25 protein-coding genes are annotated in these 26,679 nt (G+C 38.5%); 22 read left to right on the top strand and 3 right to left on the bottom strand.

The features are described from left to right. The 14 genes from O970_RS01535 to fdx all read left to right on the top strand — a co-directional run. The coding region (locus O970_RS01535) for a nitrate reductase subunit alpha (protein ID WP_036562226.1) at window positions 1–3,251 on the top strand (3,251 nt) is incomplete at its 5' end. A 14-nt stretch (window positions 3,252–3,265) separates the two neighbouring features. Then, on the top strand, window positions 3,266–4,801 hold the full coding sequence (gene narH, locus O970_RS01540; RefSeq protein WP_024495427.1) for a nitrate reductase subunit beta: 1,536 nt from the start codon (window positions 3,266–3,268) through the stop codon (window positions 4,799–4,801). Next, entirely contained in the window at window positions 4,801–5,511 is a 711-nt protein-coding gene (gene narJ, locus O970_RS01545) for a nitrate reductase molybdenum cofactor assembly chaperone (protein WP_024495428.1), read from the top strand. Before narH ends, narJ begins: the two co-directional genes overlap by 1 nt. Continuing rightward, window positions 5,508–6,182: a respiratory nitrate reductase subunit gamma gene (gene narI / locus O970_RS01550; protein WP_024495429.1), complete on the top strand. Its 675-nt coding sequence runs from the start codon at window positions 5,508–5,510 to the stop codon at window positions 6,180–6,182. Before narJ ends, narI begins: the two co-directional genes overlap by 4 nt. Window positions 6,183–6,749: 567 nt before the next feature. Next, window positions 6,750–7,832, top strand: a complete 1,083-nt coding sequence (locus O970_RS01555) for an HlyD family secretion protein (RefSeq protein WP_024495430.1) — start codon at window positions 6,750–6,752, stop codon at window positions 7,830–7,832. Between the two features lie 12 nt (window positions 7,833–7,844). Continuing rightward, window positions 7,845–10,646: a ribosome-associated ATPase/putative transporter RbbA gene (rbbA, locus tag O970_RS01560; protein WP_051318572.1), complete on the top strand. Its 2,802-nt coding sequence runs from the start codon at window positions 7,845–7,847 to the stop codon at window positions 10,644–10,646. Between the two features lie 5 nt (window positions 10,647–10,651). After that, window positions 10,652–11,785 carry an ABC transporter permease gene (locus O970_RS01565; protein WP_036562230.1) on the top strand — a complete coding sequence of 378 codons (1,134 nt, stop codon included), beginning with the start codon at window positions 10,652–10,654 and terminating at the stop codon, window positions 11,783–11,785. A 596-nt stretch (window positions 11,786–12,381) separates the two neighbouring features. Continuing rightward, window positions 12,382–12,840, top strand: coding sequence for a Fe-S cluster assembly transcriptional regulator IscR (iscR, locus tag O970_RS01570; protein WP_036562233.1), 459 nt, complete (start codon window positions 12,382–12,384; stop codon window positions 12,838–12,840). A 75-nt stretch (window positions 12,841–12,915) separates the two neighbouring features. Then, window positions 12,916–14,130: an IscS subfamily cysteine desulfurase gene (locus tag O970_RS01575; protein WP_024495433.1), complete on the top strand. Its 1,215-nt coding sequence runs from the start codon at window positions 12,916–12,918 to the stop codon at window positions 14,128–14,130. A gap of 25 nt (window positions 14,131–14,155) precedes the next feature. Beyond that, window positions 14,156–14,542: a Fe-S cluster assembly scaffold IscU gene (iscU, locus tag O970_RS01580; protein WP_024495434.1), complete on the top strand. Its 387-nt coding sequence runs from the start codon at window positions 14,156–14,158 to the stop codon at window positions 14,540–14,542. Window positions 14,543–14,559: 17 nt separating this feature from the next. After that, complete coding sequence (gene iscA / locus O970_RS01585) at window positions 14,560–14,883, top strand: iron-sulfur cluster assembly protein IscA (protein WP_024495435.1); 324 nt, start codon at window positions 14,560–14,562, stop codon at window positions 14,881–14,883. Window positions 14,884–14,910: 27 nt separating this feature from the next. Further along, a complete protein-coding gene (gene hscB / locus O970_RS01590) occupies window positions 14,911–15,450 on the top strand; it encodes a Fe-S protein assembly co-chaperone HscB (RefSeq protein ID WP_024495436.1) in 540 nt (179 codons plus the stop codon). Window positions 15,451–15,486: 36 nt separating this feature from the next. Further along, window positions 15,487–17,355, top strand: a complete 1,869-nt coding sequence (gene hscA / locus O970_RS01595) for a Fe-S protein assembly chaperone HscA (RefSeq protein ID WP_024495437.1) — start codon at window positions 15,487–15,489, stop codon at window positions 17,353–17,355. A gap of 27 nt (window positions 17,356–17,382) precedes the next feature. Beyond that, window positions 17,383–17,721 (top strand): ISC system 2Fe-2S type ferredoxin, encoded by a 339-nt coding sequence (fdx, locus tag O970_RS01600; RefSeq protein WP_024495438.1) that lies wholly within the window; start codon window positions 17,383–17,385, stop codon window positions 17,719–17,721. 175 nt (window positions 17,722–17,896) lie between these two features. Here the strand turns inward: fdx and tusC are convergent, their stop codons facing one another. Genes tusC through fkpA form a run of 3 tightly spaced genes read right to left on the bottom strand, consistent with a single transcriptional unit; the run spans window position 17,897 to window position 19,489 of the window. Further along, window positions 17,897–18,244 carry a sulfurtransferase complex subunit TusC gene (gene tusC, locus O970_RS01605; RefSeq protein ID WP_024495439.1) on the bottom strand — a complete coding sequence of 116 codons (348 nt, stop codon included), beginning with the start codon at window positions 18,242–18,244 and terminating at the stop codon, window positions 17,897–17,899. Window positions 18,245–18,256: 12 nt separating this feature from the next. Next, window positions 18,257–18,646: a sulfurtransferase complex subunit TusD gene (gene tusD, locus O970_RS01610; RefSeq protein ID WP_036562237.1), complete on the bottom strand. Its 390-nt coding sequence runs from the start codon at window positions 18,644–18,646 to the stop codon at window positions 18,257–18,259. Between the two features lie 24 nt (window positions 18,647–18,670). Beyond that, window positions 18,671–19,489, bottom strand: coding sequence for an FKBP-type peptidyl-prolyl cis-trans isomerase (gene fkpA / locus O970_RS01615; RefSeq protein WP_024495441.1), 819 nt, complete (start codon window positions 19,487–19,489; stop codon window positions 18,671–18,673). A gap of 291 nt (window positions 19,490–19,780) precedes the next feature. Between fkpA and fabZ the strand changes: the two genes are divergently transcribed. From fabZ to O970_RS01655, 8 genes are all read left to right on the top strand, one after another. Continuing rightward, window positions 19,781–20,236, top strand: coding sequence for a 3-hydroxyacyl-ACP dehydratase FabZ (gene fabZ / locus O970_RS01620; protein WP_193553284.1), 456 nt, complete (start codon window positions 19,781–19,783; stop codon window positions 20,234–20,236). 27 nt (window positions 20,237–20,263) lie between these two features. Beyond that, window positions 20,264–21,055 (top strand): acyl-ACP--UDP-N-acetylglucosamine O-acyltransferase, encoded by a 792-nt coding sequence (gene lpxA, locus O970_RS01625; protein WP_036562240.1) that lies wholly within the window; start codon window positions 20,264–20,266, stop codon window positions 21,053–21,055. A 2-nt stretch (window positions 21,056–21,057) separates the two neighbouring features. Then, the gene (lpxB, locus tag O970_RS01630) at window positions 21,058–22,227 is read left to right on the top strand and encodes a lipid-A-disaccharide synthase (RefSeq protein WP_051318573.1); all 1,170 of its coding nucleotides are present in this window, start codon (window positions 21,058–21,060) and stop codon (window positions 22,225–22,227) included. A gap of 12 nt (window positions 22,228–22,239) precedes the next feature. After that, the gene (gene rnhB, locus O970_RS01635; protein ID WP_036562244.1) at window positions 22,240–22,860 is read left to right on the top strand and encodes a ribonuclease HII; all 621 of its coding nucleotides are present in this window, start codon (window positions 22,240–22,242) and stop codon (window positions 22,858–22,860) included. Between the two features lie 641 nt (window positions 22,861–23,501). Further along, on the top strand, window positions 23,502–23,771 hold the full coding sequence (locus O970_RS01640) for an HPr family phosphocarrier protein (protein WP_024495446.1): 270 nt from the start codon (window positions 23,502–23,504) through the stop codon (window positions 23,769–23,771). Window positions 23,772–24,532: 761 nt separating this feature from the next. After that, window positions 24,533–25,156, top strand: coding sequence for an acyl-homoserine-lactone synthase (locus O970_RS01645; protein WP_024495447.1), 624 nt, complete (start codon window positions 24,533–24,535; stop codon window positions 25,154–25,156). 68 nt (window positions 25,157–25,224) lie between these two features. Beyond that, window positions 25,225–25,944: a helix-turn-helix transcriptional regulator gene (locus O970_RS01650; RefSeq protein WP_166667066.1), complete on the top strand. Its 720-nt coding sequence runs from the start codon at window positions 25,225–25,227 to the stop codon at window positions 25,942–25,944. A gap of 381 nt (window positions 25,945–26,325) precedes the next feature. Continuing rightward, window positions 26,326–26,550, top strand: a complete 225-nt coding sequence (locus O970_RS01655; protein ID WP_024495449.1) for a YccJ family protein — start codon at window positions 26,326–26,328, stop codon at window positions 26,548–26,550. Window positions 26,551–26,679 lie beyond the last annotated feature (129 nt).

A 26,679-nucleotide genomic window follows, 5' to 3' on the forward strand; every position in this document is an offset into this window, starting at 1 on the left:
TTCGTTCAGACTGGCAAGAGGTTAATGAGCTGATTGCGGCTTCCAATATCTATACCATTAAAAAATTTGGGCCTGATCGTATTGCGGGTTTTTCGCCTATTCCAGCGATGTCAATGGTTTCTTATGCGGCTGGCGCACGTTATCTATCGTTGATTGGTGGGGCGTGTCTTAGTTTCTATGATTGGTATTGTGATTTACCGCCAGCCTCACCAATGACATGGGGCGAACAAACCGATGTCCCTGAATCTGCCGATTGGTATAATTCGTCTTATATTATTGCGTGGGGATCGAATATTCCCCAAACTCGTACCCCTGATGCGCACTTTTTTAGTGAAGTGCGGTATAAAGGGACGAAAACCGTTGCTATTACGCCAGATTATTCGGAAGTGTCTAAGTTTAGTGATGAGTGGCTAAGTCCAAAACAAGGAACAGATAGTGCCCTTGCTTTAGCTATGGGTCATGTGATTTTAAAAGAGTTCCATCACACTAATCCATCTTCCTACTTTACCGATTACTTACGTCGTTATTCTGATTTACCAATGCTAGTGCTATTGGAAAAACATCAAAATCAGCAATATGTTGCTGGTCGCTTACTACGTGCTTCCGATTTAATCGATCAACTTGGCCAGAAAAATAATCCGGAATGGAAAACTATTGCCATTGATGAAATAACAGGACAACTTGTTGCCCCACAAGGGTCAGCAGGATTCCGCTGGGGCGAACAGGGTAAGTGGAACTTAGAAGCTAAAGAAGGGGGCGCTCAACAAGATGTTAAGCTACAATTAAGTTTATTACATCGACATGATGATGTTGTTGACGTAGGTTTTCCTTACTTTGGTAATGAACAAGTGAATGATATCCATCCCGTTAAAATGGATGAGGTGCTTTACCATAAGCTGCCCGTTAAAAGTATTACCCTGAGCGATGGCAGCGCGGCCTTGGTGACCACCGTTTATGATCTGATAATGGCGAATTATGGGGTTGAACGTGGTCTAAATGATACTCATGCTGCACAAGATTATAGCGAAATCAAAGCCTATACTCCTGCGTGGGCAGAAAAAATGACTGGCGTCGCGCAACATCGTATTGTTAAAATTGCTCGGGAGTTTGCTGAGAATGCCAACAAGACGCACGGACGTTCTATGATTATTGTAGGTGCTGGTCTTAATCACTGGTATCACATGGACATGAATTATCGAGGTTTGATTAATTTATTGGTCTTTTGTGGTTGTGTGGGACAAAGTGGCGGCGGCTGGGCGCACTATGTTGGACAAGAGAAATTACGTCCACAAACAGGTTGGGCGCCACTGGCGTTTGCTCTAGATTGGCAGCGACCGCCACGACATATGAACAGTACTTCGTTCTTTTATAATCATTCTAGTCAATGGCGACATGAAACCGTCTCAGCACAAAATTTATTATCACCGCTAGCGAATAAAGCCCATTATTCAGATAGTTTAATTGATTTTAATGTGAAAGCGGAGCGCATGGGCTGGTTACCTTCTGCACCTCAATTAAATGTTAATCCCCTTACGTTAGCTCAAGCCGCGGCAGATGCGAATCAAGATGTAATTGATTATACCGTTGAGGCACTAAAAACGCAGAAAATTGCTTTCGCTTCGGAAGCCCCCGATAGCCCAACGAATCATCCAAGACAACTATTTATTTGGCGATCAAACTTATTAGGTTCATCTGGTAAAGGACATGAATATTTATTACATTATTTATTGGGTACTGAGCATGGTATACAGAACCAAGATTTAGGTGTTGAAGGTCGTCATAAACCAGAAGAAGTCCAATGGGAAGATCACGCCATTACCGGTAAACTGGATTTAGTGGTCACCCTTGATTTTCGGATGTCGAGTACCTGTCTATTCTCAGATATCGTATTACCTACTGCAACGTGGTATGAGAAAGATGACATGAATACCTCTGATATGCACCCATTTATTCATCCTTTATCGGCAGCGGTTGATCCCGCATGGGAATCAAAAAGTGATTGGGACATTTATAAAGGGATTGCCAAAACTTTTTCTGCACTTTGTCCCCAACATTTAGGCGTTGAAACCGATATTGTCACCCTTCCTATTCAGCATGATTCTGCGAATGAATTAGCCCAGCCTTTTGGCGTGAAAGATTGGAAAAAAGGCGAATGTGATATTATTCCTGGAAAAACAGCGCCGCATTTGATTAAGGTGGAGCGAAACTATCCAGAAACTTATCATCGCTTTACGTCGTTAGGTCCTCTATTAGAAAAATTAGGTAATGGCGGAAAAGGGATCAGCTGGAATACCGATAGCGAAGTGGCTTTTTTACGTCAACTTAATGGAGTACAAAATAACGATGATAAACAGCGTCCAAAAATTAGCAGCGCCATTGATGCCGCCGAAGTGATTTTATCCTTAGCCCCAGAAACTAATGGACAAGTCGCGGTTAAAGCATGGCAAGCATTAAGCAAGATGACTGGACGGGATCATACGCATTTGGCGTTAACGAAAGAAGAGGAGAAAATCCGCTTCCGTGATATTCAAGCCCAACCAAGAAAAATTATTTCCAGTCCCACTTGGTCAGGATTGGAAGATGAGCATGTCTCCTACAATGCGGGTTATACTAATGTGCATGAATTGATTCCATGGCGTACGCTTTCAGGTCGTCAACAACTTTATCAAGATCACCCTTGGATGCGTGATTTTGGAGAAAGTTTATTAGTTTATCGTCCACCCGTTGATACGCATTCGGTACAACCGATGTTAAATAAAAAACCGAATGGACATCCAGAATTAGCGCTTAATTTTATAACCCCACACCAAAAATGGGGGATCCACTCAACTTATAGTGAAAATTTACGTATGTTGACCTTATCCCGTGGCGGGCCAGTGGTCTGGATCAGTGAGAATGATGCCAAAAAATTAAACATTGTAGATAATGATTGGATTGAGGCATTTAATACTCATGGCGCATTAACTGCACGTGCAATCGTCAGTCAACGTGTCCCCGATGGCATGACGATGATGTATCACGCACAAGAACGGTTAGTCAATATACCCGGATCTGAAATTACCGGCCAACGTGGTGGTATCCATAATTCCGTGACCCGTGTTTACCCTAAACCTACACATATGATTGGCGGATATGCCCATTTAGCCTACGGTTTCAACTATTACGGCACCGTCGGCTCTAACCGCGATGAATTTGTTATTGTGCGTAAAATGGCAACGATCGATTGGTTAGATGATGAAAATGGTCAATGACAGGAGAAGAAATAATGAAAATTCGTTCGCAAATCGGCATGGTGCTTAACTTAGATAAATGTATCGGTTGTCATACCTGCTCGGTCACCTGTAAAAATGTTTGGACCAATCGTGAAGGTGTCGAATATGCCTGGTTTAATAATGTTGAAAGTAAGCCAGGGGTAGGTTTTCCTGTTGAATGGGAAAACCAACAACGGTGGCAAGGTGGCTGGGTGCTCAACAAGAAACACCAACTTACCTTAAAAGCCGGCAATAAAATTGGCTTGTTGTCACGTATTTTTGCCAATCCTGATTTACCGGAAATAGATGATTACTATGAACCGTTCAATTACAATTATCAACATTTGCAATCCGCCCCAACGAGCAAAGCGCAACCGATTGCTCGTCCTTATTCCGCAATTACTGGATTACAGATTAAAAAAATTATTGCTGGACCAAACTGGGAAGATGATCTCGGCGGTGAATTTAGTGTAAGAAGTAAAGATTATAATTTTGCTACTATGCAAAAAGCCATGTATGGGCAATTTGAAAATACTTTTTTAGCCTACCTACCACGACTATGTGAGCACTGCCTAAATCCAGCTTGTGTTGCTTCTTGCCCAAGTGGCGCAATTTATAAACGTGAAGAAGATGGGATTGTGCTTATTGATCAGGATAAATGTCGTGGCTGGCGTATGTGCATATCGGGGTGTCCTTATAAGAAAATCTACTTTAACTGGAAAAGCGGTAAATCTGAAAAATGTATTTTCTGTTATCCACGTATTGAAAGTGGTCAACCAACACTCTGTGCTGAAACCTGTGTCGGTCGTATCCGTTATCTAGGGGTTATTCTCTATGATGCCGATAAGATTAAACAGATTGCGTCAACGGCCAATGAAACCGATCTCTATCAACAACACCTTTCGGTATTTCTTGATCCGAATGACCCAGAGGTCATTAAGCAAGCATTAGCAGAAGGTATTGCGCCAAGTGTGATTGAGGCAGCGCAACAATCACCTGTCTATAAAATGGCCATTGATTGGCAAGTTGCCTTACCGCTCCACCCTGAATATCGTACCTTACCGATGGTATGGTATGTGCCGCCGTTATCCCCGATCCAATCCGCTATCGGAGATAATCTATCTCATACCAATATATTGCCATCCATTGATGAACTGCGTATCCCGTTACAGTATTTAGCCAATTTACTGACAGCGGGTGACACTAAGCCAGTAGCTTTGGCCTTAAAACGAATGATAGCAATGCGACAATTTAAACGCAGTGAAACGGTGGATCAACAGCCAGATTATGCTGTGTTAAACGAGGTGGGTCTCACAGAACAACAAGTACAGCAAATGTACCGCTATATGGCTATTGCTAATTACGAGGATCGTTATGTGATTCCTAGCCATCACAGTGAATTGAATCAGCCCGCTTTTGCCGAACAAGGTGGTTGTGGTTTTAGCTTTGGTGCAGGTTGTCAAGGTAGCCATACAGGTTTCAATCTATTTAATACCAGACGCTCCGATCGTATTCATATTCGTAACGTGACGGATAAGCGAGATCAATAATGCAAAGTTTACGTGTCATCTCTTATTTATTGGATTACCCAGATGATGAGCTATGGGCAAATAAACAGCCCTTAATCAACGCGGTTAGCCAAAGCACCCTATTAACCGCTGAGCAGAAACATCAGCTCAACCAATTTATTGAGGGTTATTTAACTGGCGATTTACTGGATGTACAAGAAACGTATATTTATGCTTTTGATACCAGTCATAGCACATCACTGTTATTATTTGAACATATACACGGTGATTCGCGGGAACGTGGTCAAGCCATGGTGGATTTGCTAGCACACTATGAACAAGCAGGGTTAGCATTGACATCTAAACAGTTACCTGATTATTTGCCGCTATTTTTAGATTTTTTAGCGCTCCAATCACAAACAACCGCGCGGTTTTGGCTTGATCAAATCGCAGCAGTGCTACGATTATTGGCACTGCGTTTAGCTAAACAACAAAGTATTTATCACCTATTATTGGATCTGTTATATCAATTAAGCGGTCATCAGCTTGACGAAACATCACTACAACAGCAGGTAGCGCAAGAAAACATTGACCATTCTCCCCAAGCATTGGACAAAATTTGGCAGGAAGAACAAGTGCTATTTAATGCCGGTTCCGCTTGCGACAGTATCCTCTCCCCTTCAACGTTATCGCCAGCGCAAACACCAACGTATTATGTGGAAGTGGGCGAAGATAAAAGGAGCCAAGTATGAAGTTTATTCATTCATTCTTTTTTGATATTTATCCTTATTTGGTTTTTACTGTATTTCTTATCGGTAGTTTACTACGTTATGATTATGGACAATATAGTTGGCGTGCTAGCTCTAGCCAATTACTGTCCAAAAAAGGGATGAGGTGGGCCTCTAACTTATTTCATATTGGTATTATTGGTATTTTTTTCGGGCATTTGGTGGGGTTATTAACTCCGCACTGGGTCTATGCTCCGCTTATCTCCGCGCACCATAAACAACTTTTAGCAATGATTGCGGGGGGGATCTTTGGCATGATGGTACTGATTGGCGGCGGATTTTTAGCACATCGCCGTCTTGCTAATCCGCGAATTCGTGCCACGTCCTCCTATGCGGATATCCTAGTCATTTTGATTTTAGTGGTGCAAGTTTGCCTAGGATTGCTAACGATTGTTTCTTCGACCCACCACTTAGATGGCAGTATGATGCTGAAATTATCGCAATGGGCACAGCAGATCGTCACTTTTAATGGGCAAGCAGCGCAAAACCTAGTGGATGTTCCTTTGATTTTTAAATTACATATTATCTTAGGATTGACTATTTTTCTGATTTTTCCTTTTACTCGTCTAGTGCATATTTGGAGTATACCATTAACCTATTTAATAAGACGCTATCAAATTGTTAGAACGCGTTAATGCTTTATACGCTCTCTAGTCGTTGCGCGATGTATTAGTCACTCGCGCTACGACTACTTAATCCAATAACCATTACCTCGATATAGCATTCAAACGCCAGCTAAAATCGTAAATCGTCACTTGGTTAACCATCATGATTTTTATGACTAACAGCCATAATCTATCTTAGTCATCTATTTATTATCTTCCATTTTTACATCTAATTATTATAGATAAATCATATAGTTAAAAATAAGGCATAACGTTTTCATATATAACGATACCATGAGATAAATTAGTCATTAATGGGCGTTCGTTATGGTTATCTTTACACTGGAAAGATAATCTAAATTTACTATATAGTACTTTACTACTGTTAAATCTCTAGCTTATGATGGCTATATGATACTTTTAAATGCAACAATTTGTACTCCAACGTTAAAGTTAAAGTAACACTGATTTACGTCTTTCATTTAAGTTTTGTGTACACCTTATTCTGCATGATTAACCAAATGTAATTTCACTGTATCAATGGTAAATGGACTACCTCTATTTCCGCTTTATCGCATGTTATCAGGATGACTCGTTATGAAACAATTAGATAAAAACAAAATTCTTTGGCTTATGGCTATCATCATTATGGTTATTATCGCTATTTTTGTTTGGAAAAAGTTTACCCATCGTGGTTTTGGCGATAATTTTATCAGTGGTAATGGTCGTATCGAAGCGACAGAAATGAATATCTCAACCAAACTCGCTGGCCGAATTGAGCAAATTAATGCGCGTGAGGGCGATTTTGTACAAGCAGGACAACCACTGGTTATTATGCAAACCGACACATTAAGGGCAAAATTAAGTCAAGCCCAAGCCCAACATCAACAAGCACAAAGCAATGAAGCCAATGCTAAATCGCAAGTTGCGCTAAAAATAAGTGATAAAGTCGCGGCAGAAGCGCTAGTAAAACAGCGTGAAAGTGATTTAAATCTAGCATTAAAATCGTTTGCACGTACCTCACAATTAGCCAGAAAAGGAGCCATTTCTATTCAGCAATTGGATGATGATTCAGCCAAAGTAGCCAGTGCTCGTGCTGCGGTGGTTTCGGCCAAAGCACAAGTTGATGCGGCACAATCTGCCGTAGAAGCAGCGCAAGCAAGTGTACAAAGTGCAGCTTCAGCCATAGATGTCGCCTTAGCTAATATTCGAGAAATTCAAACTGATATTGATGATAGTACGTTAACGGCACCGGTAAGTGGACGTATTCAATATCGCATTGCCGAAACAGGCGAAGTTTTAGGGGCTGGTGGTAAAGCGTTAAGTTTAATTAATTTAAATGATGTCTATTTGACATTCTTTCTTCCTGAAACCGTCGCGGGTCGCGTGGCGATTGGCGATGAAGTGAGACTGTCGCTCGACGCTATCCCGAATAAAACTATTCCGGCCAACGTCTCGTTTGTCTCTAGCGTCGCACAGTTTACGCCTAAGACGGTAGAAACCAAGGATGAAAGACAGAAATTAATGTTTCGGGTTAAAGCACAAATTAGCCCTATACTCTTAAATTGTTATCTTACTCAAGTAAAAACCGGTTTACCTGGCGTGGCTTGGGTTAAGCTAGATGCGGCAGCACCATGGCCAACGCCATTATCTGATCTTGTTGAGTGTCCCAAAAAGTAATGGAGATCGGATATGCCACAAACCATTAGTGCGCCTCAAATAGAGTTATCATCGGTAGATAATCAACCGTATGTTGTAAAAGTAAAACATGTCTCACTTCATTATAATAAAACATCTGCGCTAGATAACATTAGCTTAAATTTGCCAGCACAATCTATGGTTGGACTTATTGGCCCAGATGGCGTGGGAAAATCCAGCTTATTATCACTAATCGCTGGCGCACATGCAATGCAATCGGGCTGCATAGAAGTACTTGATGGTAATATAGCGGATAAAATACATCGCACAAGAATTTGTTCGCGAATCGCTTATATGCCTCAAGGATTGGGGAAAAATCTTTATCCAACGCTATCGGTTGAAGAAAATTTGCAATTCTTTGCACGACTGTTTGGTCATAATGCTGCTGAGCGCCGCCGCCGAATTGATGAATTAACGAAAAGTACGGGTTTATATCCGTTTTTATCGCGCCCTGCTGGACGTTTATCTGGAGGTATGAAGCAGAAAGTCAGTTTGTGTTCAGCATTAATCCATGATCCCGATTTATTAATTTTGGATGAACCAACGACGGGGGTTGACCCGTTATCACGCAACCAATTTTGGGCATTGATACAAAAGATCCGCCAATCGCGTCCACAAATGAGTGTGATCGTCGCCACCGCTTATATGGACGAAGCCCAAAATTTTGATTTTTTAGTGGCTATGTATAACGGCAAAGTGTTAAAAACGGGGTCGCCAACCGAAATATTACAGCAAACCAACACTAACAATTTAGATGCAGCATTTATTCAATTAATGCCGGATGATGCCAAAACCGATTATAAACCGGTTGAAATTCCACCATTACAGATTACACCACAAACTAAAATATGTATTCAAGCCAAAGGCTTAACTAAACGATTTGGCGATTTCATCGCGGTAGATCACGTTAATTTTACGATTAGGGAAGGGGAAATCTTTGGCTTTTTAGGTTCAAATGGTTGTGGTAAATCGACCACCATGAAAATGCTAACGGGACTCCTGCTTATCAGTGAAGGTCAAGCTTGGTTGTTTGACAAGCCTGTTGATGCTAATGATATGAATATTCGTCGTCATTTAGGGTATATGTCGCAAGCGTTCTCACTATATAGTGAATTAACTGTCATCCAAAATTTACGATTACATGGTCGTCTATTTGGGCTAGCTGAAACCGATCTGCCTGCACGAATAGATGCGTTATTAAAACGTTTTAATCTACAACATGTTATTAATAGTTTACCTGATAATTTACCACTGGGGGTAAAACAGCGGTTATCGCTAGCCGTAGCCGTTGTTCATCAACCCCAAATTTTAATTTTAGACGAGCCAACATCTGGGGTTGATCCTATCGCCCGCGATGAATTTTGGCGGCTAATTATTGAATTAGCTCGTCAAGATAAAGTGACCGTATTTATCACGACGCATTTTATGAATGAAGCTATGCGCTGCGATCGTATTTCCTTAATGCATGCTGGCAAAGTGTTAATTACCGATACCCCGCAACATATTATTGATTCAAAACAGCAATCATCATTAGATCAAGCCTTTATTGATTATCTTATCGATGCGGGAGCAGGCGATACGCACCAATCGACCACACCTGCGCCAGAAATAGTTACATCAACGTCAACAATAAAATCAACAGCGGAATCATCTGCCCGCATGCCACCCAAATTTAGTGTAATGCGTATGATAGGGTGCGTATGGCGAGAAACACTGGAATTATCACGTGATCCACTAAGAGCAGTATTAGCATTACTTGGCTCCGCTATTTTAATGCTCATTATCGGTTATGGTATTACCATGGACGTAGAAGGGTTAAAATTTGCCGTATTGGATCGGGATAAATCGCTATTAAGTCAAAACTACACGCTTAATTTATCTGGATCGGCTAATTATTTTATTGAACAAGCACCATTAACTAACTACCAAGAGATGGATTTACGTATGCGTCGCGGTGATATTGCCTTAGCGATCGAAATCCCCCCCAATTTTGGGCGTGATGTCGCGCGTGGTGATGCCGTAAATATTGCTATTTGGTTAGATGGCGCTATGCCTTTACGCGCCGACACAATTAAAGGTTACGTGCAAGGAATGCATTTAGCGTGGTTAACTGAACAAGCTAAAGCAAAGCTAGGTGTTAATGGCAGTGGTTTAGCTAATATTGAGACCCGTTATCGCTACAATCCAGATGTAAAAAGTTTACCGGCGATGGTCCCTGCGGTAATGCCAATTCTGCTATTGATGATACCTGCTATGTTAGCTGCTTTATCCGTCGTTCGTGAAAAAGAGATGGGTTCGATTATTAATCTCTATGTGACCCCTGTATCGCGAGCAGAATTTCTGTTAGGGAAACAAATTCCTTATATTTGTTTATCTATGACCAGCTTTTTTATCATGTTACTTATTACATTTACTATTTTTAAAGTTCCCATCAAAGGAAGTTTCCTGACGCTATGTCTTGCCGCATTTAGTTACTGTATTATTGCTACTGGTATGGGCTTATTAGCCTCAACAGTGACTCGCAGTCAAATTGCGGTGATATTTTTAACCTGTGTGGGCACGCTTGTTCCTGCGATTCAATTTTGCGGTTTGATTAATCCAGTTACCGCATTAGAGGGAATGGGGCATTATATTGGTCAAATCTACCCAACGACGCATATGTTAATTATTTCTCGTGGTGTATTTAATAAAGCGCTCAATTATACCGATCTTCATGCATCCCTATTGGCACTCCTTATTACCATCCCAATTATTTTAGGTACCAGTATCTGGTTGTTAAAAAAACAAGAGAGGTAATAGCAATGATACAAGCTATGGTGAATATTTATCGATTAGGTATTAAAGAGCTATGGGGTATAATACGTGATCCCATCATGTTATTTTTAATTGCTTATTGCTTTACCTGTGATATTTATATCGCAGCCACAGCGCTATCTGATACCCTTAATCGTGCAACCATTGCCATCGTAGATGAAGATGATTCGCCTTTATCGCGACAAATTAGTGATGCATTTTATCCGCCTATGTTTGCCCCGCCAGTCAAACTTTATTCAATGGATGATGTGGATGCGGGGATGGATACCGATAAATATACCTTTTCATTAAATATTCCACCTAATTTTCAACAGGATATTTTGAATAATAATCAGCCACAAATACAGTTAAATATAGACGCCACACGGATGGGACAAGCCTTTGTTGGCAATGGTTATATTACACAAATGATCACCGATGAGGTAAATCGCTATATACAACGCCATAGTGAACCACAAGTGTTACCAGTCAATGTTGTAGTACGTGCGGCATTTAATCCTAATTTAACCCGTTCTTGGTTTGGTTCAGTAATGGAAATCATTAATATGGTGACCACCTTATCGATTATCTTAACGGGTGCCGCACTAATGCGAGAGAGAGAACATGGCACTATCGATCATCTATTAGCAATGCCAGTTAGCCCACTACAGATCATGTTATCTAAGATTTGGTCAATGGGATTAGTTGTCTTATTTTCTACTTGGATAGCATTAATCGTTGTTGTTCAAGGATGGCTTAAAGTTCCTATTGCCGGCTCAATTTGGTTATTCTTAATAGGTGCTTGCTTACACCTTTTTGTCACCACCTCGCTGGGTATCTTTATGGCGACCCTTACCCGTTCAACCTCACAATTTGCCATTTTATTAATATTAATTCTACTTCCATTGCAGTTACTATCGGGAGGTTCAACGCCACGTGAAAGTATGCCAGAAGTAGTACAAACCATTATGCTAGCCGCACCGACCACCCATTTTGTCGAATTAGGCCAAGCTATTTTATATCGTGGTGCTGGTTTAGAGACAGTATGGAAATCGTATGCTTGGCTAACGGCGATTGGTGCGGTGTTCTTTACCTTTTCTTTATTTCGGTTTCGTAAAGCATTGGTCAATATGGGATCGTAGCTGTGGTTATATTGCTGACCAGAAAAAAGTGTCATTGACCTGTTATTATCGGTTTTAGACTGGTTAATCTGTGCTGATGAGTCGTTACTGACATTCTATTATTTAGTGATGATGACTTGCTACGATATCTTGTTTAAAACGTATCGGTGAGCAGAGTTAAATAGCGGGTCTCACTTCCCCAATCGTTGATTAATCGGTTAATTAGCAAAATAACATAAGAGCTATCCTTTAACTTTCCCTTACTATGCAGATAGGGCATTCTAAATATCATTGGTTTTATCAATAAAAAACCAATGATATTTTGGTAACCTGTTATTTCTGGTCTTTCTTCGCTATGTATCTGCTGATCACATTGGCGTATAGATATTCATTCAATGATAATAAAATTGATCGGTTTTAATAAATATTATTAGAAAGTTAAAATAGTTGATATAATCGTAACTTTGTATGTTTCTAGCGTTTATTAATGTGAACGTCTATGTGGTTAAAATAAGTATGATTGCTCAATAACCTAGTAATTTAGTCAACTAAATACTTGACTAAATAAGAGGGTTATATACAATAAATTCAAATAATAAAAAAAGTGGAGCAAGTACATGAAATTAACATCAAAAGGGCGTTATGCGGTGACGGCAATGCTCGATGTTGCTTTGAACTCTAAAAGGGGTCCCGTCTCTTTAGCTGAAATTTCCGAGAGACAAGAGATTTCACTCTCTTACTTAGAGCAACTATTTTCCCGTTTGCGTAAACATGGTTTAGTTGCCAGTGTTAGAGGGCCAGGTGGTGGTTATGTTCTGAATAAACGTATGGATGAAATCGCTATTAGTTCCATTATCAAAGCTGTTGATGAATCAGTAGATGCAACAAAATGTAATGGAGAAGGGTGTTGTCAAGGTGGCGTTCGCTGTTTAACGCACTCACTTTGGAATGATTTAAGTCAACGTATTGATAGTTTTCTAACGAGTATTACATTAAATGAGCTAGTCAGTAATAAAGAGGTACAAGAAGTTGCTGATCGTCAACAAGCTAATTTCAATCGGATAATCTTAAACTAAACCGCTCGAACATCAGTTAATCGTTAATTAACAAAAATAACCAATACAATAAGACAAGACACATTGGAGTCATAAATGAAATTACCCATTTATATGGACTATGCGGCAACCACACCGGTTGATCCGAACGTTGCCGAAAAAATGATGCAATATTTAACTATTGACGGCACATTTGGCAATCCAGCCTCACGTTCACATCGTTTTGGTTGGCAAGCTGAAGAAGCGGTAGATATTGCACGTAACCAAATTGCCGAGCTTATTGGCGCTGATTCGCGTGAAATCGTCTTTACTTCGGGTGCAACAGAAGCGGATAATTTAGCCATTAAAGGGGCGGCTCACTTTTATCAGTCAAAAGGTAAACATATCATTACCTGTAAGACTGAGCATAAAGCGGTGCTTGATACCTGTCGTCAATTAGAACGTGAAGGCTACGAAGTGACTTACTTAGCACCGAAAGCGGATGGCTTAATTGACTTAACTGAATTTAAAGCGGCTTTACGCGATGATACCTGCGTCGTTTCGATCATGCATGTCAATAATGAGATTGGCGTAATACAAGATATCGAGACCATTGGCCAGCTCTGTCGCGATCGTGGGATTATTTTCCACGTGGATGCGACCCAAAGCGTGGGTAAATTACCGATTGATGTGAGCCAATTAAACGTAGATTTGATGTCGTTCTCAAGCCATAAACTTTATGGACCTAAAGGGATTGGTGGTTTATATGTCCGTCGCAAACCGCGTGTACGTATTGAAGCCCAAATGCATGGCGGCGGTCATGAAAGAGGTATGCGCTCAGGGACATTGCCTGTCCACCAAATTGTTGGTATGGGTGAAGCCTACCGTTTAGCTAAAGAAAATATGACGGACGAAATGGCGCGTTTACACGCTTTAAAAATGCGCCTATGGGATGGAATCAAAGATATTGAGGAAGTCTATTTAAACGGATCTTTAGAGCATAGTGTCGCCAACATTCTTAATGTTAGCTTTGCTTATGTTGAGGGTGAATCATTAATGATGGCATTAAAAGATTTAGCCGTATCTTCTGGTTCAGCCTGTACATCGGCGAGTCTTGAGCCTTCTTATGTATTAAGAGCCTTAGGCCTCAATGATGAATTAGCACATAGCTCAATTCGTTTTTCTATTGGTCGCTTTACCACTGAAGAAGAGATCGACTATGTGATCAAATTGGTCCATGACTCAATTGGACGATTACGTGAACTGTCTCCACTTTGGGAGATGTTTAAAGATGGAATCGATTTAAGTCAGATCCAATGGTCTAACCATTAATCCATAAACAAGAAAGGAGTAAATTATGGCATATAATGATAAAGTCATCGATCATTATGAGAACCCGCGTAACGTAGGTGCATTTGATACTAAAGATACCAATGTTGGTAGTGGTATGGTAGGTGCTCCCGCTTGTGGCGATGTAATGCGCCTACAAATTAAAGTAAATGATGAAGGGATCATTGAAGATGCCAAATTTAAAACGTATGGCTGCGGATCGGCGATTGCTTCAAGTTCATTAGTTACTGAGTGGGTTAAAGGTAAAACGCTTGAACAAGCGCAAGCGATTAAAAATACTGATATTGCTGAAGAGTTAGCGCTTCCACCAGTAAAAATTCACTGCTCTATTTTAGCCGAAGATGCCATTAAAGCGGCAATTGACGATTATAAAAGTAAAAATAATAAAGCATAAAATCAGTGGAGAAATAAATGGCGATTACTTTAACTGACAGCGCAGCGAAACGAGTCGATGCTTTTTTAACCAACCGTGGAAAAGGTATCGGCTTACGTTTAGGTGTCAAAACATCGGGTTGTTCGGGCATGGCATATGTATTAGAATTTGCCGATCAGCTTGAAGCAGACGATCACGTTTTTGAAGATAAAGGGGTTAAAATCATCGTTGACCCTAAAAGTCTCGTTTATATTGATGGGACGGAGTTAGATTTTATCAAAGAAGGGTTAAATGAAGGATTTAAATTCAATAATCCGAATATCAGCAGTGAATGTGGTTGCGGCGAAAGCTTCAATGTATAATCTTTAAGGATAAAAAGCAGGTGCGTTGTGAATCAGTTTGATAACTATTTTAATCTATTTTCATTGCCAGTTGAGCTACCTATTGATAAAAATACTCTTAACCGGCACTATCAACAGTTGCAGCGCCAATATCATCCTGATAATTTTGCGACAGAAAATGAAACAAAAAGGCTGGCAATGCTACAGTATTCAGCAGAGATTAATCAGGGTTATCAAATATTGAAAGATCCTATTCGCAGTGCTGAATATTTCCTTTCTTTACAAGGTGTAGCTAGCGATGCAGAACAAACCATTATTCATCATCATGACTTTCTCATGCAGCAATTTTTGTTACGTGAGCAACTCGAGCAAATTGAGATGTTGACCGATAACGTTGTTCAGCAACAAGCATTAAGTGATTTTTCTCAAACCATTGACCAATTATGGCAACAAAATCAACAACAATTATTGTCTTCTATCCAGCAATCTGATTGGTCTGTCGCCACAGCACAAATTAATCAATTACGTTATTTGCATAAATTACAACAAGATATCGAAAGTCTGGAAGATAAATTATTTGATCTCTGATACTTTCATGCTTTTAAGTAAGAGAAAATTGAATCCATGGCATTATTACAAATTAGCGAACCTGGCCAATATCAAGCACCTCATCAGCACCGTTTAGCGGCAGGTATTGATCTTGGTACAACCAATTCCTTAGTGGCAACCGTAAGAAGCGGACAAGCAGATACCTTACCAGATAAAAAAGGGCGACATCTATTACCATCGATTGTACATTACGGTATTGATGATGAGGAACAACCTGTGATTACCGTAGGTTATTTAGCTCGTGATCTCGCTACGCGTGATCCATTTAATACTGTCAGTTCAGTGAAACGGTTAATGGGGCGTTCCGTTGCTGACATCGATGATACGCAATTTGCCTATACCATAAAGGCAAGTGACAATAATGTGCCACTTCTAACGCTACCGAATGCACAAGTCAACCCGATTCAAATTTCTGCTGATATATTACGTGCATTAGCAGAGCGCAGTAGTGAAGCATTGGGTGGTGAATTAGCTGGGGTGGTCATTACTGTTCCAGCCTATTTTGATGATGCACAACGCCAAGCAACAAAAGATGCAGCTAAATTAGCGGGTTTACATGTATTACGTTTATTAAATGAACCTACGGCAGCAGCTATTGCCTATGGACTGGATTCGGGGCAAGAAGGGATTATTGCCGTTTATGATTTAGGTGGTGGCACCTTTGATATTTCTATTTTACGTTTAAGCCGCGGAGTATTTGAAGTATTAGCAACAGGTGGAGATTCAGCACTAGGTGGGGATGATATCGATCAATTGTTGGCAAAATGGATTAGAACAGAGGCAGGCTTAGTTGATGATAGCGATCCCTATTTACGCCAGCAAATTATCGAGTTAGCCACAAAAACTAAAATAGCGCTTTCTACCCAATCTAGCGTGACATTGCAGTTACAACAATGGCAAGGTGAATTAACGCGTGAACAATTTAATCAATTGATTACCCCATTAATTCAACGCACTTTACGCGTTTGTCGACGTGCGCTAAAAGACGCCAAAATTACCGCTGATGACATTGTCGATGTGGTCATGGTAGGGGGGTCAACACGAATTCCTATGGTTCAACAACAAGTAGGGGATTTTTTTGGTAAAACGCCTTTATCGACTATCGATCCCGATCGCGTCGTGGCCATCGGCGCCGCAATACAAGCCGATATTTTAGTGGGTAATAAACCTGATAGCGATATGTTACTACTTGATGTCATCCCATTATCTCTAGGTTTAGAGACCATGGGTGGCTTAGTGGAAAAAATTATTCCACGTAATAGCACGATCCCTTGTGCCCGTGCCCAAGAATTTACGACCTTTAAAGATGGTCAGACGGCGATGATGATTCATGTATTGCAAGGTGAACGTGAAACCGTGGACGATTGCCGCTCTTTAGCTAAATTTACATTACGCGATATTCCGGCAATGCCCGCTGGTGGTGCGCATATTCGTGTCACCTTTCAAGTGGATGCGGATGGTTTGTTAAATGTCACCGCGCTTGAAAAAGCAACGGGCAAGCAGGCAGAAATTCAAGTTAAACCTTCATATGGATTAACCGAAAATGAAATTGCGTCTATGCTAAAAGATTCGCTAAATCATGCTGAGCAAGATAAACAGGTGCGTAAATTGGCTGAACAGCGTGTTGAAGCAGCGCGCGTCTTAGAAAGTCTCTATAGTGCCTTGGACAAGGATAAAGCATTATTGTCTGATACTGAGTTAGCGCAGATTCAGCATGTCGCTCAAACATTGACAGAAGCGACGACGCAAGATGATGCCCAATTAATCGCAGACCACATTAAACAATTAGATAGAGTCACGCAAGATTTTGCGGCACGGCGCATGGATAACAGCGTAAAACAAGCCTTAACCGGTCATACGCTAGATGAAATTGCCCCGCATTAAATAGTGAAAACCAATGGAATATGTATTATGCCTAAAATAACTTTTTTACCTAATTCAGATCTCTGCCCAGAGGGAATAACCGTTGAAGCAGAGACAGGGGAAACCATTTTAGATGTTGCATTGCGCAATAATATTGAAATTGATCACGCCTGTGAGATGTCCTGTGCCTGTTCAACATGTCATTGTATAGTACGAGAAGGATTTAATTCACTTGCGCCCAGTGATGAGCAAGAAGATGATATGTTAGATAAAGCCTGGGGGGTAGAACCCCATAGCCGACTTAGTTGCCAAGCTCAGATTGCAGATCAAGATTTAGTTGTTGAAGTACCTCGTTATACATTAAATCATGCTAAAGAAGAGCATTAATTCGCTAATAGTCTTAATGAACGTGCAAACAATATGGCTTATATAATAAGAGTCTATTCTTTAAACCCGATATAAGCCAATTAATAAGTTATGACCAATCATTGTTATAATTAGCTGAGTAAATAAAATAGGTATTGAAAAGGCGGTTTTAGAAGGAATAAAAAAGAGTATGTGGTTAGAAATGCATAATGACATCTTGCTGATGTAATTGATGACGCCATGCTAAATCACCTAATAATTTTACATCCATCACCCTATCCGTGATTTGTCTACAAATGATATCCTTTTCCCGCGCATAACACTGCTCAATCTCATATAGATCCAATACACCAAACGTGGCAATATAATTACGCATTAAAATACGTTCAGGTTGTTGTTGTTTTAATAGATGAAAAACCCCATCCCCCATAAAAAATAGTGAAATTTGATTATAAGCAGATAGTGCTAATGCGGCATCTAACGCTTCACGCCCCTTTGCATTACCGTGCGGTGCCTGAGAAATAATAATCGCTACTTTTTTCATAATCAACGCTCGCTAAAAGGTGATAACGCGATCGCTGACCGCGATGGCTTCGCTTAATGCAGTTAAGCCATTGGCTTGAAATCCATCCGCGATATTATTGCCTTTTTCATCTTGAATGATACCGCGACGTAAACCCGCTGAAGTGCAAATCACCAATGAAATATCGAAGTTATGCGCAAGCTGCAACCAAGCAGATCGTAAGTCAAATTCATCATTAGCTGGGCAGGTAAAAAGATTTGCATTTGTCACCCCATCAGCATAAAAAAAGATCTGTTTAATCGCGTGTTTGGTGGTCACTAATTCACTGGCGAATTGATAAGCTAAATAAGATTGTTGGGTGCCATATACTGGCCCCATAACAATGAGAGTATAATTCAATGACACATTGGTAGATACTTGCATTATTAAATTATACCCTTAACATGATTATTGATCAGAGACTGGCGTAGCGGAATCTGTCGCCTCATCTTGAGTCGATAGAGACTCATTTTTTTCAATGCTAATTAATTTAACATCAAATACTAAGGTTGATTGCGCAGGAATACCGACCCCTTCTTCACCATTAGATGGAATGCTTTGTTTACCATACGCTAACTCTGGTGGGACAACCAATTGAATTTCGCCACCTTCACCAATTAATTGTAAACCTTCACCCCAACCTTTAATCACAAATGCCAGTGGGAATGTTGCTGGTTCATTACGGCTATAAGAGCTATCAAATTCACGTCCATCAACTAATTTACCCGAATAGTTTACAACAACAGTGCTATCAATAGTTGGATGATTATCTGAACCAGGATTAATCACTTTATATAATAAGCCTGATTCCGTTTTATGTACGCCCTCTTGTGCTGCAAATTCTGCACGGAATTTATCACCGCTCGCGATACTTTCATTCGACTCTTTTTCTAGACGTTCACTTTCTTCTTTCTGAATTCGCTCACCTAGTGCTTTCAAAATAGTATCAATTTCGCTGGTCGCTAAAGCACTATGACCCGCATAAGTCTCATTGAATCCTTTAAGTAAATATTCAGTATCTACATCAATTTTTTGACTATCTAAACTATGTTTCATATAAGTTGAGAATGATGAGCCTACCGCATAGGCTTCTTTCTGAGCTGTTGTGGTGATAACAGTATTACTATTATTATTAGATGCCGATTCTGTCTTAGTTTTTTCGTCGCATCCTGTTAAGGCTAAAATGATTGCTCCGCCAATAAGCGAAATTCTCATTAATGATTTCATCGTTACGCTCCAATAATCAAAGAAATGCTAAAAATTAATTAAATTTATCTTCTTTTACCAAAATAGAGTGGTCATTATATACTTATTTAAAGTATAATTGCACGTTAATATCCAATAAACTATCGCTTTAAATAACAGGTCTGCATAATCAAGTAACATTGCCTATCTATTTAAAATTATATCGTCTTGTCACTATTCATTATTTTTAATCCCCTATTAGTTTTAGCGCTATTACGTATTTCTTCACTGTAAAACATACGTTATAATAGAATCTAAACAAACTCTATAAGGATGGTTATTTTGACTACTGAACTTAATGCACTTGATATTGAAGAGATTATTCGCTTATTACCTCATCGTTATCCATTTTTAATGGTTGATCGCGTATTAAGTTATGAGAAAGGTAAATCATTACGTGCAATAAAAAATGTATCGGTTAATGAGCCTTTCTTTCAGGGCCACTTCCCAAACAAACCCATCTTTCCTGGCGTATTAATCCTTGAGGCAATGGCGCAAGCGACAGGTATTTTAGCATTTAAAAGCATTGAAGAATTGACCCCTGGGCAACTTTATTATTTTGCCTCGATTGACAATGCACGTTTTAAACGTCCCGTCGTTCCTGGTGATCAAATTGTACTTGATGTTGATTACATTAAAGAAAGACGTGGTATCGCTCTGTTTCACGGGGTAGCCACGGTTGACGGTAAATTGGTTTGTGAAGCCGACATGATGTGTGCGCGTAAATAAAACGATCTTCATAATAAGGAAATTAACATGGCGATAGATAAAACGGCAATTATTCACTCCAGCTCAATTATTGAGGATGGGGCTATCATAAAAGCTAATGTAAAAATAGGTCCGTTTTGCCATATTGGTGCAGATGTTGAAATAGGTGAAGGTACTGTACTTAATTCTCATGTCGTCATTAATGGCGTAACAAAAATTGGTAAAGAAAATCATATTTTCCAATTTGTGACTATCGGCGAAATTAATCAGGACCTTAAATATAATAACGAACCAACCCGTACAGAAATTGGCGATCGTAATCATATTCGAGAAAGTGTGACTATCCACCGCGGCACAGTACAAGGTGGCGGCTTAACTAAAATTGGTAGTGATAATTTATTTATGGTCAATGCCCATATTGCGCATGATTGTATCATTGGTGATCACTGTATTTTAGCTAATAATGCCACATTGGGTGGACATGTCACTATCGATGATTACGCGATTATCGGTGGTATGACTGCAGTTCATCAATTCTGTAACATTGGCGCACATGCGATGGTTGGCGGTTGTTCTGGTGTAGCCCAAGACGTTCCCCCTTATGTGATTGCCCAAGGCAATCATGCGACGCCATTTGGACTCAATATTGAGGGATTAAAGCGACGTGGTTTTAGTAAAGAATCCATGCAAGCGATTCGCAAGGCATACAAATTCCTTTATCGCAGTCAATTGAGCTTTGATGAAGCACGAACGCAAATTATCGAATTGGCGAAACAACACGTAGAACTGAATCGATTTGTCAAACTCTTTGAACACTCTACTCGTGGCATTATTCGTTAAGTATGTCTACACCAATCATAAATAGTGATAAGTCATCGTTAACTATTGCTCTTGTCGCCGGAGAAACCTCTGGCGATATCTTGGGCGCAGGATTAATACAGGCGCTCAAACAACGTTATCCACATATCCATTTCCATTTTGTTGGTATTGCTGGGCCGAGAATGCAGCGTGAAGGATGCCAAGCTTTTTATGAGATGGAAGAACTCTCTGTGATGGGCATTGTGGAAGTATTAGGTAAACTGCGCCGTATTTTAGCCATCCGTAAAGCGATAACGAAAAAGCTAATTGCGTTACAGCCTGATATTTTTATTGGTATTGATGCCCCTGATTTTAACTTAACACTTGAAGGTAAACTTAAAAAAGCGGGGATAAAAACCGTTCATTATGTCAGTCCTTCGGTTTGGGCCTGGAAACAGAAACGCGTATTTAAGATTAAGAAAAACACTGATTTAATACTGGCTTTTTTACCATTTGAAAAAGCTTTTTATGATAAATATGATGTTCCTTGCCGTTTTATTGGACATAAAATGGCTGACGATATTGCGCTTAAACCAGATCATCTGGCAGCGCGGACAAGATTAGGTATACCGTCAGAGGCTCAGTGTCTAGCATTGCTACCAGGAAGTCGTCATGCTGAAGTGACGTTATTAAGTGAACCTTTTCTACGCGCCGCACAACGTTTACGACACCATTATCCTAATTTGCATATTATTGTACCCTTAGCGAATCAAAAACGCCGCCAAGAATTTGAAGCGATTAAACAGCAGATTGCCCCTGATTTGCAATTAACACTGTTAGATGGTCAAGCGCGTGAGGCGCTTATAGCGAGTGATGTTGCATTACTGGCATCTGGCACTGTTGCTTTAGAAGCGATGTTATGTAAGTGTCCTATGGTTGTTGCCTATAAAATGAAACCCTTTACTTTTTGGTTAGCGCAAAAGTTGGTGAAAACCCCTTATATCGCTTTACCCAATATTTTAGCTGGAAAAGCAATTGTCCCTGAACTATTACAAGATGAGTGTAATCCAGATACGATTGTCAAGTTTCTTTTACCTCTTTTGAAACAAGATAACCAAGCACTTAAACAGCAATTTCTGACCTTACATCAACAAATCCAGTGCCATGCCGATCAACAAGCAGCAGACGCTGTATTGCAATTGATACAACAATAAAAAATAAGTATTATGACAAAGCAACTCATTGATTCTTTTACCTATCCACAAGCAAACTATATTGCTGGCGTTGATGAGGTCGGACGAGGTCCATTATGTGGCGATGTCGTGACGGCAGCGGTAATACTGGATCCAAGCAAACCAATCAGTGGTTTGAACGATTCTAAAAAATTGACAGAAAAAAGACGTAATCAACTGTTTGAGGTAATTAAAAACAATGCATTAAGCTGGTCGATTGGCAGAGCGAGTGTCGAAGAAATTGATCGTTTAAATATATTGCATGCAACCATGCTTGCCATGCAACGAGCGGTGAAAGGTTTATCCATTCAACCTGACTTTGTATTAGTTGATGGTAATCGATGTCCAGATTTTGGTGTTGCTAGTCAGGCCGTAGTAAAAGGTGATAGTTTAGTTGCTGAAATCAGTGCCGCCTCGATTTTAGCTAAAGTTACCAGAGATAGAGAGATGGAAGAATTAGACAAACGTTACCCTCAATATGGTCTGGCAAAACATAAAGGTTATCCAACAAAACAACATCTTGAAGCCATACAGCAATACGGTATTAATCAGTATTACCGGACTAGCTTTGCCCCGATTAAAGCCATATTAAATAAGCATAAAAATAGTATTTAGTGGATAAGCGCACTATACTATAGTTGGTTCTTTTGCCTATTTTTATTCATACCCGCAGCTATTACTCAATGATAACATAATTTATATATGGGATAGTAAGTGAAGATTTAAATCAAAATGGCGTTTAACTTAATCATAGACTAAATTGGATTGACGGATTAAACCTTATAGTCACCTGTTCATGATTCTTTCAATGCCATACTATACTTTATTGGTTATGCCTAAATTAAATGGATCGAATACTAAATAATTAGTTATATCAAACTATGATGCGACGATTAATCGTAAATATTTCTAGGCATAGTATTTTAGATATTATTGATATTGCCCCCTACTAAAGCAATAATTTTATTAGAATAAAAATATCTTTGCTTCTATACTCGCCCTATTTTTGATGATTTTTGTCTAAATAACTGCATGATTTGTACAATTATTCGATTAGTATAATGCTTTAGTCATCCCAATAAAAAAGCGAACATAAAAATAAGAATTCGTTAAATGTTAATGTTAGTACCATTATCTATTAATCATAAGCACTGGATAAAATTTAATAAAATGGCATATTAAAATATTTATTCAAACGATAATGAGTTACGTTATAATATCACTACTATCATTTTTTAATTTCAAAGGTATCTATTATGATCAAAGAAACTGTTATAGTAAAAAATAAGACTGGTATTCATGCTCGCCCTGCTGGTGTAATCGTTAAAACTGCTGGCAAATATCAATCAAATATTGAATTAGTTTATGAAGGGAAAACCTTAAAAGCAAAAGGTATTATGGGTCTGTTAAGTGCGGGAATCAAAGGTGGCTCACAAGTCGACATTATCTGTGATGGTCCAGACGAAAACGATGCAATGAATGAATTAAAAGCCCTTTTTAACAGTGGTTTTGGTGAAGAAGAATAGTATTCTATACAGCAAGGCGAAAATTAGCATTGTATTTTGTATTAAACCTGTACTTTAATACAGGTTTAATACATTTTTTTATACAATTTTATCATTAAAATATTTACTATTGTCATTCCCCTATACTTATTGCTTACTTTTCTCAATTTTTTACTCATAATTTATTGATTTATCATCTTTTATTTTTAGCTAAATATAAATAAAATTTCAATATAAACAATATATTATTGTCAATAATATCTATTGGCATGTACTTTTTTACCACTTTAAAACTGTACTTTAGTTTATATCTAAATAAATTATTTAAAAAAATAATCAAAATACCATTGAAACGTTCGCTTAACAAGCAAAAATAGCTTACCATTTATACCGATATTTACAATAACTGTACTATAGTGTAGTGTCGACTTTAAATACAAAATTAAGTTAAACTATATGACGCAAGGTTTAAGTAGGTTAAATGATAATTTTATTCCTTACCATTAAATAACGAATTTACAGATAACTTACAGGTTATAACGTAGTATGAGATTATCGTTTTTAGCATAGCTAACACAACTAAGACGTTGGCGAAACAACATAATTGGATAGGATAAAGTTATACTAACGTATAGTAATCATTCAATAATAAGAGATGTCCAAATAAACATCTTCATTCAACATAACGAAAAGTGAATTCAATTTTTATACATGAAAAACGTATTAGTCGTTCGGGTAATAATAGGTTTATAAATTAAACAACAATAAGGTTAATTATTTTTATGTCTACTTTAAAATTTAAATTCTACAATTATACAGACATCCCTCAATCCATAAAAAATGAATTTTATAAATTACGTAAGGAAGTATTTAAAGATCGTCTTGATTGGCAAGTTGAAGTCAAAAATGGGCAAGAGGTCGATGTTTATGATAATGATAATGCGACTTATCTGCTCTGTTTTTATCATGATATCTTAATTGCAGGCGTTCGTTTTATTCCAACCCTTTTTCCTTACATGGCACAAGGGCCTTTTGATCGTTTTTTTTCTAAGCCATTCCCTGTCGAAAATGATATTGTTGAGGCTAGCCGATTCTTTATACATAAAAATAGAATCATTGAATTAGAATTAAATCAGCAACCATTGACCGCTTTGTTATTACTTTATATGCATGAATATGCTAAAAAACTTAATTATACATCCATTGTCACGATAGTTAGTAAACCGATGTCGAGAATAGTTAGAAACAATGGTTGGCATTATACTTTTTTAGATAGTGGTTATGTAAACCCAAATGAAATTATTTTTTTATTAGATATGCCAATCAATGACAATAATTATTTTAGTATAACTAATTATATTACGCCAAGGATTAAAAATATTGATTATATGTTTGAACTTCCTTAAATATTAATTTAATTAATTAAATAATAAGCATATAATTAATGTATAAAAATAATATAGAGGGCATCGATATGAGTCATCGTGATCCGCAACATAAACAAACGTATACTCCCAGATCAAGTAGTTTTGAAGAACATATATATAAAACGATGCTTTCTTTCGGTATCGAGCAATTCGCTTATTATGTAGAAAATCGGCGTAATGCTTCTGCGCAACCGGTTATTTTTTCTAATTACCCTAAAAAATGGTTAAGCGTATATCGTGAGAAACGTTTACATAGTCGCGATCCCGTTATTCGTTATGCCTATAATTCGGTTATCCCTTTTTCTTGGTCTGATGCAATTAATCACGAAATTACCCATCAAGAGCGCTTATTTCTCGATCAATCAAGTACGCTTTTTCATCATAATGGTTACACGTTTACCTTGAATGATGCTAAAGGTAATATTGCGCTACTTAGTGTTAGCAATCCAAGTGGTAAAAAGCGATTTAACCAGATTGTTGAAAAGCACAAGTCGACGCTACAGATGTCATTAATCGAACTTCATCATGACTATCTGATTAATTTTTCAAAACGTCCTCGAACTATGATTAAAAATAGTGAGCTCACCGATCGGGAAAAAGATATTTTAAGCTGGAGTTGTAAAGGTAAAACTTACGCAGAAATTAGTATTATTATAGGAATTACTGAACGTACCGTTAAATTTCATATGTTAAATATTGTCAAAAAATTGAAAGTAACGAATACCAAAGAAGCAATTTTTAGAGCTAACAAATTAAATCTCGTCTAAATTATTTTTTAGAGAAAAATTGGTACGCATTAATTCTTGTCTTTTTATCCTTATTATCTCCATCTATAGCTAATAAGGATAAATAGCACCGCCCTTATTTAGTTAAGTTTAAACGTGACATGTAAGTTAACAGCGTGACCCACTGCCAACCATGAAATTATTAATATTCTACGCCTTTCAATTTAAAATTTTATCCTATTACTACTTCACTATTTAACGTTAAGTTACCTGTCTAAGCCAATAAAAATATTCTTTATCTATTTTATTGATTATGCAATTAAGCTATAAAAAATTGATAATTTTTATGTAAGTCGTGGTTATTTTTTCATTTTTTATATTACATTATAGGGATAAAGTTTTTTGTATGAAATGGAGGACATAATGGATAAACATGCAATTAAAGATATTCGCGATTGGGCGAAACTACGTCGTACGTCAATTGAAATTGCAGAAGTTATTTTTGAATTAGCGAATAATGATGAAATGCTGGCTCAGAAAATCTGGGAAAATGGCGATGATCAGGTTTTAGCAAAAGCCTTTGCCAATACTGAAAAAAATCAATTATTATGGGGCGGAGAAGTGGCCGAACGCAATTGCGGCGCCTAACAGACAACCAATAGAAGTGCCGGTGTTCCATAAACCCGTCAAGAAAACATAATCAATATTGATATGATATAACGGTGTTTAGTGTAATACTATTTTTGATATAGCAAAAATAAACCGCCATATAGGCGG

It is taken from the genome of Candidatus Schmidhempelia bombi str. Bimp, assembly GCF_000471645.3.
Lineage (GTDB): Bacteria > Pseudomonadota > Gammaproteobacteria > Enterobacterales > Orbaceae > Utexia > Utexia bombi.